This is a genomic window from Caulobacter sp. GW821-FHT09B11 (genome assembly GCF_059418205.1).
Genome location: NZ_JBWKPK010000023.1, coordinates 58,673 through 71,492, shown reverse-complemented (window position 1 = coordinate 71,492; position 12,820 = coordinate 58,673). Strand labels below are relative to the sequence as shown.

General features: G+C 66.1%; 18 protein-coding genes. 8 read left to right on the top strand and 10 right to left on the bottom strand.

Translation table 11 applies throughout. The features are described from left to right. Positions 1-18: 18 nt before the first annotated feature. From AC07N1_RS17380 to AC07N1_RS17360, 5 genes are all read right to left on the bottom strand, one after another. A complete protein-coding gene (locus tag AC07N1_RS17380; protein WP_487290764.1) occupies positions 19-270 on the bottom strand; it encodes a hypothetical protein in 252 nt (83 codons plus the stop codon). Positions 271-341: 71 nt separating this feature from the next. After that, positions 342-605, bottom strand: a complete 264-nt coding sequence (locus AC07N1_RS17375; RefSeq protein ID WP_487290763.1) for a hypothetical protein — start codon at positions 603-605, stop codon at positions 342-344. A 10-nt stretch (positions 606-615) separates the two neighbouring features. Continuing rightward, positions 616-1,098 carry an Hsp20 family protein gene (locus AC07N1_RS17370; RefSeq protein WP_487290762.1) on the bottom strand — a complete coding sequence of 161 codons (483 nt, stop codon included), beginning with the start codon at positions 1,096-1,098 and terminating at the stop codon, positions 616-618. A gap of 375 nt (positions 1,099-1,473) precedes the next feature. After that, positions 1,474-2,025 (bottom strand): type 1 glutamine amidotransferase domain-containing protein, encoded by a 552-nt coding sequence (locus AC07N1_RS17365; RefSeq protein ID WP_487290761.1) that lies wholly within the window; start codon positions 2,023-2,025, stop codon positions 1,474-1,476. 141 nt (positions 2,026-2,166) lie between these two features. Continuing rightward, positions 2,167-2,487: a plasmid stabilization protein gene (locus tag AC07N1_RS17360; RefSeq protein WP_494672930.1), complete on the bottom strand. Its 321-nt coding sequence runs from the start codon at positions 2,485-2,487 to the stop codon at positions 2,167-2,169. Positions 2,488-2,683: 196 nt separating this feature from the next. On the opposite strand from AC07N1_RS17360, the gene AC07N1_RS17355 reads away from it, so the two are divergent. The 4 genes from AC07N1_RS17355 to AC07N1_RS17340 all read left to right on the top strand — a co-directional run bounded on the left by AC07N1_RS17355 (position 2,684) and on the right by AC07N1_RS17340 (position 4,508). Next, positions 2,684-2,971, top strand: coding sequence for a hypothetical protein (locus AC07N1_RS17355; RefSeq protein WP_494672929.1), 288 nt, complete (start codon positions 2,684-2,686; stop codon positions 2,969-2,971). Positions 2,972-3,078: 107 nt separating this feature from the next. After that, on the top strand, positions 3,079-3,261 hold the full coding sequence (locus tag AC07N1_RS17350; protein ID WP_494672928.1) for a hypothetical protein: 183 nt from the start codon (positions 3,079-3,081) through the stop codon (positions 3,259-3,261). Positions 3,262-3,588: 327 nt separating this feature from the next. After that, the gene (locus AC07N1_RS17345; protein WP_494672927.1) at positions 3,589-3,882 is read left to right on the top strand and encodes a DUF3175 domain-containing protein; all 294 of its coding nucleotides are present in this window, start codon (positions 3,589-3,591) and stop codon (positions 3,880-3,882) included. 236 nt (positions 3,883-4,118) lie between these two features. Next, positions 4,119-4,508, top strand: a complete 390-nt coding sequence (locus AC07N1_RS17340; protein ID WP_494596709.1) for a response regulator — start codon at positions 4,119-4,121, stop codon at positions 4,506-4,508. Positions 4,509-4,531: 23 nt separating this feature from the next. On the opposite strand, the gene AC07N1_RS17335 is transcribed toward AC07N1_RS17340, so the two are convergent. From AC07N1_RS17335 to AC07N1_RS17320, 4 genes are all read right to left on the bottom strand, one after another. Continuing rightward, positions 4,532-4,960, bottom strand: coding sequence for a response regulator (locus tag AC07N1_RS17335; protein ID WP_487290755.1), 429 nt, complete (start codon positions 4,958-4,960; stop codon positions 4,532-4,534). A gap of 141 nt (positions 4,961-5,101) precedes the next feature. Then, positions 5,102-6,196: a response regulator gene (locus AC07N1_RS17330; RefSeq protein ID WP_494672926.1), complete on the bottom strand. Its 1,095-nt coding sequence runs from the start codon at positions 6,194-6,196 to the stop codon at positions 5,102-5,104. 239 nt (positions 6,197-6,435) lie between these two features. Continuing rightward, the gene (locus tag AC07N1_RS17325; RefSeq protein ID WP_494672925.1) at positions 6,436-6,729 is read right to left on the bottom strand and encodes a hypothetical protein; all 294 of its coding nucleotides are present in this window, start codon (positions 6,727-6,729) and stop codon (positions 6,436-6,438) included. Between the two features lie 295 nt (positions 6,730-7,024). Further along, complete coding sequence (locus AC07N1_RS17320) at positions 7,025-7,186, bottom strand: hypothetical protein (RefSeq protein ID WP_487290751.1); 162 nt, start codon at positions 7,184-7,186, stop codon at positions 7,025-7,027. A 212-nt stretch (positions 7,187-7,398) separates the two neighbouring features. Here AC07N1_RS17320 and AC07N1_RS17315 point away from each other — a divergent pair, with 212 nt between their 5' ends. Then, positions 7,399-7,764, top strand: a complete 366-nt coding sequence (locus AC07N1_RS17315) for a PRC-barrel domain-containing protein (RefSeq protein WP_487290750.1) — start codon at positions 7,399-7,401, stop codon at positions 7,762-7,764. 205 nt (positions 7,765-7,969) lie between these two features. On the opposite strand, the gene AC07N1_RS17310 is transcribed toward AC07N1_RS17315, so the two are convergent. Beyond that, on the bottom strand, positions 7,970-10,234 hold the full coding sequence (locus tag AC07N1_RS17310) for a TonB-dependent siderophore receptor (RefSeq protein ID WP_487290749.1): 2,265 nt from the start codon (positions 10,232-10,234) through the stop codon (positions 7,970-7,972). 157 nt (positions 10,235-10,391) lie between these two features. Here AC07N1_RS17310 and AC07N1_RS17305 point away from each other — a divergent pair, with 157 nt between their 5' ends. Genes AC07N1_RS17305 through AC07N1_RS17295 form a run of 3 tightly spaced genes read left to right on the top strand, consistent with a single transcriptional unit; the run spans position 10,392 to position 12,632 of the window. Further along, the gene (locus AC07N1_RS17305; protein WP_487290748.1) at positions 10,392-10,700 is read left to right on the top strand and encodes a hypothetical protein; all 309 of its coding nucleotides are present in this window, start codon (positions 10,392-10,394) and stop codon (positions 10,698-10,700) included. Then, on the top strand, positions 10,697-12,325 hold the full coding sequence (locus AC07N1_RS17300; RefSeq protein WP_487290747.1) for a PepSY-associated TM helix domain-containing protein: 1,629 nt from the start codon (positions 10,697-10,699) through the stop codon (positions 12,323-12,325). The genes AC07N1_RS17305 and AC07N1_RS17300 overlap by 4 nt, the downstream gene beginning before the upstream one ends. Then, positions 12,315-12,632, top strand: a complete 318-nt coding sequence (locus AC07N1_RS17295; RefSeq protein WP_487290746.1) for a DUF3325 family protein — start codon at positions 12,315-12,317, stop codon at positions 12,630-12,632. Before AC07N1_RS17300 ends, AC07N1_RS17295 begins: the two co-directional genes overlap by 11 nt. Positions 12,633-12,820: the final 188 nt, after the last annotated feature.

Sequence of the window (12,820 nt, the reverse complement as noted above, 5' to 3'; positions counted from 1 at the left end):
GGATCGGTTGCGGCCTAGCTAAGCGCGCAGCGCCGAGGCTGCTTCCGTCTCCGCCGCGTGCGGTGGAAACAGGAAGCGGCCGGCGCGCGCGCCATCGCGCAGCCTGATGTCCAAGACCACAGGCTCGCCGGCGTCCGCCAGGCGATGGGCCAAGTCACGCGCGGCCTGCTCGGCGCGGGCGCCGGTGGCAAACTGGAGAGGACCGCCGCTAAAGTCGCCGCGAACGATCCAGCCGTCGCTCGACGGCTCGACAAAGATGAAACAAGGCATGGTCATAACGCAAAGCAGTGAGCGGGGCGAAGTGGCGGCCGGCCCTCCGCTGGCCGGCCGCCCGCCCCAACTCAAGAAAACATGTCGCGGTCCAGGCGGCGCAGCGCGGACAGCACCTCGCTGAGCGGCACAGGCCCGGGCGTTCCCAAGAGCCATCTCTGACTGGGCCGATGCTCGACCGCGCAGGCGTCAGAAGCCCAGGCCGCCAGGATTTCGCGCTTTTCGGCGAGATCGAGATCCTGATCCTTCAGCACCTCCAAGGGGTGGAGGAAGCCGACCGCCGGACGAACGGGCCATGGACCCGCCCGGTGGGACGCATTGGTGTGCGTGCGCATGGCCAGCTCCTTATGCGGCCTTTTGGGTCTTGGCCGGTTTGAGCTCCAACGCCTGCTGGCGTGCACCGACCCCGATCGGAACCTGCTTGGGCTTCAAGGCCTCGGGCACATCACGGACCAGATCGATCGACAAGACGCCATGGGCATGGACGGCGTCCTTGACGATGACATAGTCGGCCAGCTCGAATCGGCGCTCGAAAGCGCGGTGGGCCAGGCCCTGGTGGAGGAAGGTTCGCGCGCTCTGGTCTTCGTTCGCCGCCCTTCGCCCCTTAATCACCAGAAGGTTGGGCTCGGCCATGACCTCGAGATCCGCCGGCGCGAAACCGGCGACCGCCAACGAGATGCGGTAGGCGGCCTCGCCGGTCTTCTCAATGTCGAACGGAGGATAGCTGGCGCTCGCTTCGGTGCGGAGCGCCGTCTCGACGAGATCGACCATGCGATCCACCCCGATCATGGAGCTGTAGAGAGGGCTGAAATCAAAAACGGTGCTCATTTCCATCTCCTCGCAAGCAAGTTGGACATGAGGGGCGCCGAGCCAAGCGCTATGCGCCCCAAGGCCAGGCCCTGTCGGCGCCCGGCAAGCAGGCGATGAATTAGGACGCGGCGGAAAAGCGTCAAGACGCCCGCATCAGAAATTTTTCGATCCCGGAACTAAAGCGTTGCCCGCCCTGAAGCTGAGGCTGAACCTGGCCGCACTGCATCACCGGTTGGAGGTTAGGTCGACGCTCATCCTGAGCGGTCCCGGCGACCAAACACCCCCCGTTTGGAGACTTGCGGCTTGTCGCCTCAGTCCCCAAACGCGGAAGCTGAGAGAGGCCGCGTGCTCAGCACGCCTTCCCATCTCGCAATGGTCGCCCGCGCCAAGAGCCTAGTGGCGGCCTTCGGCGAATTCCTCGACCATCTTGGCGCAGAAGGCCGGTAGGTCGTCAGGCTTGCGGGAGGTGACGAGCCCGTCGTCAACCACCACGTCTTGGTCGATCCAATTGGCGCCGGCGTTCTTCAAGTCGGCTTCCAGCGACGGCCACGAGGTCATCTCCCTGCCCTCGACGGCGCCGGCGTTGATCAGCGTCCAGGGCCCGTGACAGATCGCGGCGATCGGCTTCTTGGTCGTCACGAAGTGCTTGATGAAGTCGATGGCGTTGGGCTCCAGCCGCAGGGCGTCGGGGTTCATCACTCCGCCCGGCAGAACGATGCAGTCGTAGTCCTCGGGCTTGGCGGCCGAGAGTTCGCGATCGACAGGGACTTTGCGGCCCTTGTCGTGGTGCTCCCAGCCCTGGATCTGCCCACCCTTGGGCGAGACGACTTCGACCTGCGCGCCGGCCGCCTTCAGGGCCTCGACCGGCCTTTCCAGTTCCGACTGCTCGAAGCCGTCGGTGGCGAGCACGGCGACCTTGCGGCCGGCCAGGGTTTGATCGGGCATGGGAGAACTCCTCGGTAAGCGGCAGGGATCAAGTGTTGGCGGAAACCCGGTCTGGCGAGCGGCGGTTCCAATCGGCGCCGACAGCGGAAATGCCAGAAACCGTTTCCGTGATTTCGGCGCGGCTCAAGGCGCTAGATGTCCCTAGGGATGGGCGTGATGCTCGGCGTTGCGCTTGCGTGTCGCGGCCGCTTTCTTGGCCGAGGCCGAGCGGTCGGCGGCGCTACGATGGGCCGAGGCTTCGCCACCCGCCTTGCCGCCCTTATGCGCCGCCGGATGACCCGTGGACTTGCCGCGTCCGGAGCCGCCCTCCTTCTTGCAGCCGCCGTCGTCCTTGTTGACCGTGGCCCAGGCCCGTCGCTCGGCTTCCTTCTCCGAAACGCCCTTGGCCTCATAGCCCTCGGCGATGTGGTCGGCCTTGCGTTCCTGCTTGCCGGTGTATTTGGATTTGTCACCTTGAGGCATCTGACGTCTCCGTTGAGATGGGTGGTGCAACGCCCACAAAATTCCCGCTGCCCACCCCGTTCCCACAGCAAAGTCAGTCGTTTAGCTCAAGTTCGGATGTCGCATTTCCGACAGAGGAACAGGCGGCGGACATGCATCGTTTGCCTCTCGCCACGTCAATCGGCGCGGCCAACATCAAGATGGGAAGCAGACGACCATGAGCGAGAACCGCGACAATCAAGGCCTGCAGCAACAGCCGAACGACGCCCAGCGGCAGCAGGCCGGGCAGCAGAACCAGCAGGTCGAAACGCGCCAGCCCCAGCAGCAAGACCAGAACCCTCAGCAGGCCCAGCCAGGTCAGCAAAACCAGCAGGCCGATCGTGAGCGCCGCCCCAATGAAGGCGTCGAGGGGACGGATCAGGACGGCCTGACCGACGGCGGTGTGACGGGCGGTAACGGCGACATTCGTCCGGGCCGCACCGGCGACGGCGGCGTTGAACGCTGAGTCTACTGAGGGCCGCTCTCGAGCGGCCCTCTTTCCGCACACGGTCCTGGTTGTACGCCCGTACATGGTGACCCTTGCCCATCGACGCGGCGAAATCGGAGGCGACGATGACCTGCGTTTTCGAGGTCTCCCCGTTTGAAGGGGGCTGGTCGGTCAAGCTCTGCGACACCTGTGAAGTTCTGTTTTTCGAAACGGGCGGACAGTCCGAGCGGGAAGCCAGGCGGCTGGCGGCGAAGCACCCCGGTGGTGCGCGCGTGCGCATCTTCGATCTAAGGCCAATTGGCGGGTGAGTGGATGCCGAAAGGCGACGCGATCTTGCCAGTCGGGTCGCACGCCCAGGCCTAACACCACGCCTTTGCTGAGGCGCAGGCCCTGGAACGGAGACAAATCATGTCAGATCAGAACGCCGAAGGCCGAAAGGCCAACGAGGCGGAGCCCCCGGGCGAATTCACGGCGCTGGGCGGGAGGAAAGCGGTCCAGCGAACGGGCAAGCGGTCACAGGCCAAGGCTGGGCTGGATGGCGGTGCCTCCGCGGACGTAGGCGACACCTTCAAGTCCGGTCCTAACCAAAGGTGAGCGGATGAAGAGCCATTGGCAAACACAGAAGGGAATTGTTCATGCCCAAGGTCGCTGACGACCATCAATGGTCGGCCAAGGTCACCGAGACGAGTGACGCGCTCGACCTGAAGGCCCACCTCTTCGAACAGGACGATCCGGCCGAAATCGCCGCCTCCCTCAAGCGTTCGGCCGAGCATAGCCACCGGCGCAAGGGCACGCCGTTCCAGTCGGCGATGTCGATGCTCACCTTCTACATCAACCGCGCGGGCGACAACCTGTCGGCCGAGCGCAAACAGGTGCTCAACGCCGCCAAGGGTGAACTGCGCCAGCAGTTTGGCCGCAAGCCGGCTTAGCGATAGGTTCGGCGCCGCTGCGCCAGCTCTAGCAGCGGACTTGAACGCTACTTCGGACACGTAGCGTTGGCCGGTTGGTGCACGCGTCTCGCGCCCATTCAGTTTCGCCAACCCTAGACGCGGATCGAGGGCGTAAGCTTCACAATTTTCAAGACATGCGACAACCGGCGCCATGAGTGAAATTCGCATTTCAGTATAGCGGTCTTGAAAATAACAATTCTTCCGGGAGGCCGATGATGCGTGTTCTGGTGGCTGACGACGACGCGTTCATCCGAGAACTCGTCGGCATTCTTGTTCAAGGCAGCGGCCTGGATGCCGTCGAAGCCGCCGACGGCTTGGAGGCGATCGCGCAATTTGAGAAGCAGCCGTTCCGCATCGCGCTCGTCGATATGATCATGCCCAATTGCGACGGTATCGAAACCATCATGGCGATAAGACGCCGCTGGCCAAATACGCGGATTATCGCCATGAGCGCCGGATCACGCTTCCTACGCCGAAAGGACGCTCTGGATTGGGCTGTGGGTCTTGGCGCGGATATGGCGATCGAAAAGCCCTTTGATCCGGTATCCTTCAGTTGCGTGATGGATGAGCAGCTTTCGCTCGCGCCGCCACGGCTGGTGGCCTGAGGCTGGGCCGAAAACTGGCCTTGCTACTCATCAACGGCGCGGGGCGCCTTCCCCGTCGTGGTGACCTCCTGGATCATCGCGAGCAAGACAGACGGCGAATAGGGCTTGGCCAGGAACCGGGCGCTGGACGGCAAGTCGGCGGGGGCCACCGCCGCCGCGCCGGTGGTGACGATGATCGGCAGTTGTGGAGATCGCAGGGCCGCCAAGCGAGCCAGACCAAGGCCGTTGATCTCGCCAGGCATATCGACATCGGTGAACATAACCGCGATGTCAGGGCGGGCTTCCAGAAGGATAAGCGCCTCTTGGGCGTCGACGGCCTCGATCGCGTGATGGCCGCCCTCCATCAAGATGTCGCAAGCCAGCATGCGAACAAGCACCTCGTCCTCGACAACGAGTATGATCAGCGGCGCGGCCTCTTCGCCCGCCACCACTGCGGTTTCATCGCCCGACATTCCATTTGCCCCGAACCGGCAATCCGCCGTCCAAAGGCTGGCGGATTTGTCGGCTTCTCGAGTAACCCACCCAGTCCCGGTTTTGTTGCTTGGCGACAGACGATCGTCGGCGGTTGGCGCCCGCCGGCGACATAACCAATTTTAAGCCTCCGCCGCGCCGAACTCCGAGGCGTTGCGGCGCGGCTTGTCCTGACCGCGCCGCTCCAGCGCCTGGCGCACCCGATCGATCAGTTCGGTTCGCCGATAGGGTTTGCCGATCACGTCCATCGCCGGGCGGGAGGGCCCGTCAATAACCAACTCCTCATTGTAGCCGGTGGTCAGGAGCACGGGCAGTTCCGGTCGCCGCCGCTGTATCTCCGCCGCCAGGCTGATGCCGTTCATGCCACCGGGCATGACGAGGTCGCTGAACAGTAGATCGAACGCCTGCGGCGAGGCCTCGAACACCGCAAGGCCTTCATCTCCGGACGTCGCGATGGTCACCTGATAGCCGACGCCCGTGAGGATTTCGCGGGCCAGCTCGAGGACCTCCAGATTGTCCTCCACCACCAGGATGTGCTCGCTGACGGGCGTCGCGGCGGTCGACGTTGTCAGGGCTGGGCCCGAAACCGCCGGCGGGATCTTGGCCACATCGCGCGCGACCGGGAACAACATGCGGATGGTGGCGCCCTGCCCTGGTGCGCTGTCGATCTCCAAGCGACCGCGCGACTGTTGAACAAAGCCGTGGGCCATGGCCAAGCCGAGCCCCGTACCCTTGCCCACGCCTTTGGTGGTGAAGAACGGCTCGGTGGCCCGCTCGACGACGTGGGCGGGCATGCCCTCCCCCTCGTCGCGGACCTCGACGGCGACATAGTCGCCGCTGGGCAGGTTGCGCGCCTCCGCGTCGCCGTTGAGATGCAGCGCCGAGGTGGTGATCGTCACCAGCCCGCCCTTGGGCATCGCATCGCGCGCGTTGATGACGATGTTGAGCAGCGCCATCTCGAAATTGTCGGCGTCGAGCATGACCGCCGGAAGCCTGCGACGCAGGCTCAGCTGAAGCTCGACCTGCGAGCCGAGCGTGCTCTCGATGATCTCGCCAAACTCGGTGATCAGGGCGGAGATGTCGACGGCCTGTGGCTCCAGCCGGGTCTTGCGGGCGAAGGCCAGAAGCTGACGGGTCAATTTCGCGCCGCGCTCGGCCGCCGAGCGCGCGGCCTCCACATAGCGGACGCTGCGCTCGTCCAGGGGACGCGAGGCCAAGGGGCCTTCTCCGACAAGCTTGGCTGCGCCTTCCCGATGCGCAACGCCTGGGCCCTTATCAGGTTCGCCCAATCTGTCGAGCCGGCGCCCGACCGTGCCCCCTAAAGCTGGGGGCGGGTCGCGCCATTTGCTGCCGTCGGCGCACCGCTAGGAACCGGACGTTCAGCGACTAGGGTAAGGAGACGGCCTCCGCCCCTCGCCTTCCCCCTTGAGACAACTTGTCGGCGGAGACTTGGGTGTTAGCCTTCCCGAGATCGAAAGGGAGCCGGCGTGGATTGGATCGCCTTCTCGATCGAACGAGGTCCAGGGCCTTGGCCTGCGTCGATGCACGATTGCTCGAAGTCGTATGAAGAGCCGCGCTTGGCCAGAACCTTGATCCGGCAGGCATGCGTGTGGGCGCCGCTCAGGCCTTCCCCGTCGTAGCGACGCAGGGAGGCGTTTGGCGGATCGCCGCAGGAAATGTCGGCCGCGACGAAGATGCCGTGCTTGAGCGGCAGAGCGCCGCCCAAGTCCCGTGCCGGCTTGATCAGCACGTCGCGCTCGGAAGCGCCCTCAGCGGTTACCGAGGCTGTCGGTAGATCAGCACGGGAAGCGCTCGCACTGGGCGCGGCCTGTATCGGCGCGCTCGGCGACGCTACTGCCTCACCGCGCGCGCCCGAAGTCCGCGACGCAGGCGCGGCGGAACGTTCGCCACAGGCGGCCAGCGCCAGGACCTAAAACAGACCGACAACGACGGCGCGAGACAGCATGGGCATTCCTTAGTCATGGACGCTAGCGGGCGCACGCTGCTCTAGGCGCCAAGTGACGTGTGGCGAGGTCATCCAGGGTTTAATCTGCGCCGTTGCCCGGGTCGTCCGCTGTCGGATCATGGGTCGCGTTGGTTTTCTTGTTGGGGTCGAGCTCGGGCGGCAGCGGCGCCTCCTGGCCAGCTGGTCTTTCCCCAGCGGGCGGATTTTTTGGCGTAGGCGTTGCCTTGTTGCTGTCCGTCATGGCGGTCTCCTCTCCCGCCCCCAATCCCCGACAATCGGAAAGGCTCCCGCGATCGAGTACGACCGGAGTGCGCGCCGGCCTCGCCACCTGGTCGTCAGGGGGCTGTCAGATGGCCTTTGGCAATATGCGGGCTCGCCGCTGCCTGGCGCTTTGCAGGCAACGCGCGACGCTCGGGTCACGTTATCCGAGCCCCTGTCACAAGGAGTTAGCCCATGAAGACCGCCATCCTTGGCCTGTCCCTGGCCGCCATCGCCACCGGCGCACTGGCGCAGACAACCATCGCCCGCAACGAGGCCCAGCCCGCCAAGGGCGCTTTCACGGTCGGCCACATCGAGGACGCTGACGTGATCGACTCGGCCAATCGCAAGGCCGGCGAGGTCGAGCACGTTTTGCTCGACGCCGCTGGGAAGCCGACAGCGATCGTCATCGAGATCGACCGAATGGGACCCGACAAGAAGGTCGTCGTCGCGCTGGCGGACGTGTCCGTCGCTCCAGAGCCGGGCGATCCGGAGGATCACATTATTCGAACCAAGCTGACCAAGGCGCAGCTGGCCGCGCTTCCAGACTGGAAAGGCTAGGCCCCGGACTGGCGCGCTTGGCAAACGAGCGTGCCAGTTCCTTTCGGCGGAGCGCCCGAGCGTCGCCTTGGCGCCACGAGCAGAAGCTCTAGCGGCTCCAGAAAGGCGACCTTCACGGTCATGCAGGGTTAAGCGGCAGCTGATTGCAGATCGGACACCAATGCCTGCTTCGGCTGGCGGCCAGCTGGCCGCCAGCCGAAGCAGTCTACCAGCTGTAGCGCAGTGTCGCCGTTACCGTGCGGGCGGAGCCGAAGTAACAGCTATTACTGAACGGACAGGCCGAGATGTGCCGCTTGTCGAACAGGTTGGCCGCGTTCAGGGCCGCTTCCCAACCTTTCAGCTCAGCTTTGGCAGCGCCCAGGTCGTAGCCGATCAGGGCGTCGACCAGGATGAAGCCGTCGGTGTGGAAGCGCTGGAAGGTGGTGACGTTGTTGATCACCGCATAGGTCGTCGTGCCGTCCGAGCCGCCGACATAGCGCAGCCCCCCGCCCAGACGCAGGCCCGCCGCCGGGCCCGCGACCCGGCCGGCGCGGCCCAGGTCGTAGGAGACGAAGGTCGAGGCGCCCCACTCCGGCACGCCCAGCTGCCGGGTGCCCGTGGTGGTCGGGGTGCCGCTGTTGGTGGCGGTGGCCGCGATGGCCGGCGCGCCCTGGGTGATGATCGCGTCGGTGTAGCTGAGCGCGGCCACCACGTTCAGACCGCGCGAGACCTCCCCCCGGCCCTCCAGCTCGACTCCGCGCACGCGAACCTCGCCGATCTGGATCTGCGAATTGGCCGGGATGCCGTTCGTGCCGGCCTGCGGGTCGGCGACCGGAACCTTGCGTCGCTCCAGTTGGTAGGCGGCCAGGGTGAATAGCGCCGAGGTGCCCTTGGGTTGGTACTTCAGCCCCCCCTCCAGCTGGCGGCCGGTGACGGGCACGAAGGCCTCGCCCTGCCAGGTCGTGCCGGCCTGGGGCTCGAAGGATTCCGAATAGCTGACATAGGACGCCAGGCCCGCGCCCAGGTCGTAGAGCCCGCCCAGCCGCATGGTGAAGGCGTTCTGCTCCAGTGTGCTGGAGGTGTTGTTCTTCTTGTTGTCGGTGACCTGCTCGTACCAGTCGTAGCGACCGCTGGCGATCAGTTGCAGCCGGCCGATGGTCATCTGGTCCTGGGCGTAGAGGCCCTTCTGCTCGCGGCGACTGTAGGTGTTCACATAGGCCGTCGACAGGACGGTAAGGTCCATGCTGGGCAGCGTGCCGCCATAGGTTGGCGCGAACAGCGACAGGTTGGGGATGCTGGTCAGCGGATTGCTGGTTTGGCCGGTGTTGAACTGCTGGAAGTTCTCGCCGGTGATCTTCTGGTAGTCGAAGCCGGCCAGCACCTGGTGCTTGATCGCGCCGATCTCGAAGCGGGCACTGACCTGGTTGTCGAGCGTCAGGGTGTCGAAGTCCTCGTCGGCGCCGCCGCCGCCCCGGATGATCGTCGAATAGTCGGTGTTGCGAGCCGCGCCAACGCCCGTGGTGGCGAAGCCGCCGACATAAAGCTGGCGGTAGGACAGCTTGTTGTTCTGGAAGCGGGCGTTCGAGCGGAAGGTCAGGTGCTCGTTGAAGTCATGGCGGAAGAAGGCCGCCACCGACCCTGCCTTGTGGTCGTAGCGCTCGTAGCCGGGATCGCCGGTGTTGATATCGCGCGGCAGCTTTCCGAACGGGTTGGGTAGCACCGATCCGAAGGCCGGAACGCCCGAATAGCCGCCGCCGCTGGGCGAGCGCTGGTAGGTGCCCACCAGGGTCAGGCTGGTGTCGGCGGTCGGTTCGAACGTCACCATCGGGCTGACGTGATAGCGCTCGCTGAAGGTGCCCTCGGTCATGCCGTCGCCCTTCTGCCAGCCGGCCAGGATGCGGCCCAGCCACTTGCCCTGGCTGTCGAGCGGGGCGTTGACGTCGACGGCCGCGCGGCGGGTGTCGAAGTTGCCGAGCTGGCCTTCGATGCGTCCGAAGCTGCCCTCTTCCGGCAGTTTGCTGGTCAGGTTCACGAGGCCGCCGGGCGTGGAATTGCCGTAGAGCACCGAGGCCGGACCCTTGACGATGTCGATATGGTCGATGCGGTTGAAGTCGATCTGCGGTGTCGAATATGGGCCGGCGATCAGGCGCATGCCGTCCAGGAAGACGCCCGGCGCGAAGCCGCGCACGACCAGCTGGTCATAGCGCGTGACCATGCCGCCGCGCTGGTTGGGCGAAACGCCGGCGACGAAGCCCAGGGCCTGGTTGATCGACTGCACGTTGCGGCGCGAAAGCTCGTCGCCGTCGATGACGGTGATGCTCTGCGGCGTCTCAATCAGGGCGGTCTCGGTCTTCGTGCCGGCGGCCGCGCGACGCGCCTTCAGGCCGGTCACCTCGACTCGCTCGACAGTGTTGGAGTCGTTATCGGCGTCATCGGCCCAGGCGGCGGTCGCGCCCAGCCCCTGCAGCGCCGCCGCGGCGGCGACGGTCACGGCCAGCCCTCGCAAGACCCCGGCATTGGCGTTCGCGCCACGCGCGGTTTTGGAACGGATGACCATGCAGACCCTCGTCAAGATTGTCGATAAGATTGATAATGAGTTGCAACTATCGAAACGAGTTGTTAGGCGCAAGCCAACTTTCGGAGGGTGCGTGAACAACGATCGATCAGCGAAACAGGCGGCCGCGTGGCCCGGCGTGGCGCGGATGACCGCCCGCGCCCTCACCGCCCTGTTCGGCGGCTATGTGGCCGCCGCGGCGCTGGCCTCGCTGCTGGCCCGCCTGCTGCCGATCGCCCCGGCCGAGGCCTCGGCCTGGGGCATGATCCTGTCGTTCCTGGCCTTCGCGGGTCTTGGCCTGTGGGCCTTCCATGAGCGCCGACTGGCCATCGTGACGGCCGCGATCTGGGGCTCGGCGCTGGTCGCCGGCGCAGCGGTGCTGCTGCTGGGAGCCCGAGCGTGAACGTTCGGTCGACCTTCCCCGCCCCTGCCCCGCCGGCTCGCGCCCTGCGCCAGTCCATGGCCTGGATCCACGCATGGCTTGGCCTGCTGGCCGGCTGGATCCTGTTCGCCATGTTCCTGACGGGCACGGCCAGCTACTTCCGCCCCGAGATCACCCAATGGATGCAGCCGGAACTGCGTTCGGCCTCGGTGCCTGCCGAGCAGGCCGCCCAGGCGGCGATCGCCCACATGCAGGCGACCACACCCGACGACCAGCAGTGGTTCATCTACCTGCCCGACGACCGCACGGCCGTGACCCGGGTGTTCGCCCGCGCCAAGCCCAATCCCGAAAAGCCGCCGGCCCGCCGCCCCGAACTGAAGCTGGACCCGGCCACCGGCCAGGCGCTGGAGGCGCGCGACACGCGCGGCGGCGAGCACTTCTATCGCTTCCACTTCCAGCTCCAGCTGCCGCATCCCTGGGGACGCTGGCTGGCCGGGATCTGCGCGATGTTCATGCTGACGGCGATCATCTCGGGCGTGATCACCCACAAGCGCATCTTCGTGGACTTCTTCACCCTGCGCTGGCGCAAGGGCCAGCGTAGCTGGCTGGATGCGCACAACGCCTCTGCGGTGCTGGCCCTGCCGTTCCACGCCATGATCACCTACACCGGCCTGATCACGCTGGTGGCGATGTACATGCCCTGGCCGATGAAGGCCAATTTCGACAAGCCCGACGCCTTCACGGCCGCCGCCTATGGCGCGCCGGCCGAGGCCAAGGCTTCGGGAACGCCGGCGCCGCTGCTGCCGGTCGGTCCGATGATCCAGGCGGCCGGACGGGCCTGGAGCGGCGACGCTCCCCGCACCGTAGTCATCCGCAATCCGGGCGACGCGGCTTCGACCGTCACCCTGCTGCGCGCCACCGAAGGCCGGCTGAATGCGCGGCCGGACTCGATCACCTTCTCCGGCGCCACGGGTCAGGAGCTGTCACGTTCGCCATCGCCCGGCCCGGCGATCGCCACGGCCGGCGTCATGCTGGGCCTGCACCTGGGCCATTTCGCCGGCCCGGCCCTGCGCTGGGTCTATTTCCTGCTCGGACTGACCGGCGCGGCCATGGTCGGGACGGGCCTCGTCCTCTGGGTGGTCAAGCGCCGCAAGCCGAACGCCGCCCCGTTCTTCGGGCTAAGGCTGGTGGAACGGCTGAACATCGGCGCCATCGCCTGCCTGCCCAGCGGCATGGCCGCCTATCTGCTGGCCAATCGCCTGATCCCCGCAGATCTGCCCGGCCGCGCGGAACTGGAGGTCAAGGCGATGTTCTGGACTTGGTTCGGCCTGGCCGTGGTCTCGCTGCTGCGTCCAGCCCGGCGCGCCTGGATCGAGACCCTGAGCCTGGCGACGCTGACCTTCGCCGCCCTGCCGGTGGCCAACGCCGTGACAACCGATCGCGGACTGGTCGCCAGCCTGTGCACCGGCGACTGGCTGTTCGCCGGCTTCGATCTGGCCATGCTGGCCATCGCCGCGCTGTGCGGGCTGGCCGCCTTCAAGGCCTCGCGCAAACCGCAGCCACCCAAGCGTAAGGCGTCCATCCGCGCGCCCGTGACGGCCAGTCCTGCGCCAGCGCCGATCAAGGAGGGCGTCGATGCCCTTTGAGAGCGGCCTGATCACCTTCGCGGCGTTCACCTGCATGGCCCTAGCCATGAAGAAGCATGGAAGCAGTCTGGCCTGGAAGGCCCTGCCCTCGCAGCGCGTGCTGCGGATCCTGGGTTGGGTGCTGCTAGCGTTGGCGGCCACGACCGCCGTGGCTCGGTTGGGCGCGCCGCTCGGCGTCACCACCTGGGTCGGCCAGATGTGCGTGGCCGTGTCGCTGCTGGTGCTGCTGCTTTCGTGGTGGCCAAGGCTGGCGGCGATCCTAGCCGGCGGCGCCTTTGTCGTCGCCGTCTTCTTGGCGCTCCTTTGATCGGGAAGACCTAGCGTCGTGCTAAGAATGCAACGCCATGAAAACACGCCCGGCTGATCATGAATTCCAAAGGGGCGTAGCGACTGGTCTACGCCGCGCCATTAGCAGACCTTGGTCTCGGTCCAGGAACACGACCTTCGCGGGGTGGCGCATCGAACGATCACCGCGCTACACATCACAAGCTAAGG